The sequence below is a fragment of the Actinomyces urogenitalis DSM 15434 genome (assembly GCF_000159035.1).
GTDB lineage: Bacteria > Actinomycetota > Actinomycetes > Actinomycetales > Actinomycetaceae > Actinomyces > Actinomyces urogenitalis.
In genome coordinates this window covers 151,943-154,137 of sequence record NZ_DS999575.1, presented here as the reverse complement: position 1 = coordinate 154,137, position 2,195 = coordinate 151,943, and the positions used below count along the sequence as shown (strand labels likewise).

The 2,195-nt window shown below is 68.2% G+C and carries 2 protein-coding genes; both read right to left on the bottom strand.

All coding sequences use genetic code 11. The annotated features are described in order from the left end of the window. Nucleotides 1–1,270, bottom strand: a 1,270-nt coding sequence (nuoH, locus tag HMPREF0058_RS06630) for an NADH-quinone oxidoreductase subunit NuoH (protein WP_006548981.1), incomplete at its 3' end; no start/stop codon positions are given. Further along, the coding region (locus tag HMPREF0058_RS06625) for a molybdopterin-dependent oxidoreductase (protein WP_006548980.1) at nt 1,267–2,195 on the bottom strand (929 nt) is incomplete at its 5' end. The genes nuoH and HMPREF0058_RS06625, both read right to left, overlap by 4 nt.

Sequence of the window (2,195 nt, the reverse complement as noted above, 5' to 3'; positions counted from 1 at the left end):
CGGGGAAGCCACCGGCGAAGGCGTCAGCCTCCTCGCCCGGTGCGACGACGTCGTCGTCCGCCACCTCGCGACCAGCCGGCGCGCCCTCGCTCTTGGCGGGCAGGAAGAACAGGATGAGCATCGCGACCAGGAAGACCAGCGCCAGGATGAGCAGCAGGCCCTGAGAGGAGACATCTGTGAAGGCCCGGTAGCCCTGGACCACGGCCACGAGCACGAACCAGGCCAGCGAGACCGGGATGAGGAACTTCCATCCCAGCTGCATGAAGTGGTCGTAGCGGATACGCACCAGCGTGCCTCGGGTGACGATCATGAAGAGCATGACGCACCACACCTTGGCGATGAACCACAGCATCGGCCACCAGCCGGTGTTGAAGCCGTCCCAGATGCTGGCCAGGATGAAGGAGCGCCAACCTCCCAGGAACAGGGTGACGCACACCGCCGAGACGTTGAACATGTTGATGTACTCGCCCAGGTAGTACCAGGCGAACTTCATCGAGGAGTACTCCACCATGTGGCCGGCCACGAGCTCGCCCTCAGCCTCGGGCAGGTCGAAGGGGAGGCGGTTGACCTCGCCGACCATGGAGACCACGTAGATGAGCAGGCTCGGGATCATCGCCAGACCCCACCACAGACGCTCCTGAGCGGAGACGATCCCGGAGGTGGACATCGTGCCCGAGGCCAGGAAGACCGTGAGGATGGACAGGCTCATGCTCAGCTCGTAGGAGATGACCTGAGCCGCGCTTCGCACCGCACCCAGCAGCGGGTAGGTGGAGTGGGAGGACCATCCACCCAGGATGAGGCCGTAGACCCCGAAGCCCGTGATCGCCAGGACGTAGAGGATGGCGACGGGGAAGTCGGTCAGCTGCAGGGGCGTGTAGTGGCCGAAGATGGACACCTCCGGCCCGAAGGGGATGACCGCGTAGATCATGAAGGAGCTGAAGGCCGTGATGAAGGGGGCCAGCAGGTAGATGAGCTTCTCAGCCCCTGAGAGCCAGAAGTCCTCCTTCATGATGAGCTTGGCAGCGTCGGCGATGAGCTGAGGCAGACCGAAGGGGCCGTTGACGTTCGGGCCGGGACGAGTCTGGATGCGTCCGAGCACCTTGCGCTCGGCCCAGATCGCGAGGATGACGCTGACGATGAGGAAGACCATGATGAACACGGCCTTGATGACGGACAGCCACCAGGTCTCCTCAGAGAAGTCCGCGGTCACACCTCCCGCCGTGGGCAGAGCCGTGGCAAGGCCCGAGGACAGCACAGTCGCGGAGTTCACCGGACCACCTCCGAGTGGCTTGAGGTAACTGCAAGGGAGAGGGAGACGGGGTCACCGTGGCCCGCGCCCAGGCTCTGACGCACGGTCGAGCCGGCCGAGCACTCCGGCAGCCACACCGTGCCGCCAGCCACACCGCCGACGACCGCCGGCAGCGTGATCTCGCCGGTGGCCGTGGAAACACTCACCAGCTCGCCGCCGGCCAGGCCCAGGCGCTGGGCGAGGTCCTCGCCCACACGCGCCACCGGACGCAGCGCCGTGGCGGCCAGGAAGGGCTCGCCGTCCTGGAGACGGCCGGCGTCAAGCATCGGCTTGTGGGTGGCTAGGACCGCATCCAGGCCCGAGACCGTGGAGCGGCCCTCGACGCTGACCTGCTCGGCCTGAGCCTCAGGAGCGTCGGTAGGAACGAAGGTGACCTCACCACGCGTGCCGGCGTACAGGCCCAGGCCGGCCAGCTCGCTGTGGAGGGTCTCCAGGGAGTCCACGCCCAGGTCCTCCCCCAGCTCCGCGGCCAGGGCGCCCAGGACCTGACGGTCGGTACGGGCGCGGGAGACGTAGGCCTGACCGAAGGGACGCACGCGCCCCTCCCAGTTGACGAAGGTGCCGTTCTTCTCCACGGCCGGAGCCACCGGCAGGACGACGTCGGCGTGCTCGCTGACCTCGCTGCGGCGCACCTCCAGCTGGATGGTGAATCCCGAGGCAGCCAGTGCCGCGCGCGCCAGACCGGGGTCCGGGAAGTCGCGCAGGTCGACGCCGCCGATCACCAGACCGCCGAGCTCGCCGTCGGTCAGAGCCGTGAGGATCTCCGTGGTGTCGCGGCCAGGCTCGGCCGGCAGGGCCGGACGGGCGTACAGGCCGGTGGTGGACACTCCCCAGGCCTCCTGGACCCGCTGGCGGGCGGCGGCGTCGGCCACCGGGAAGCCGCCGG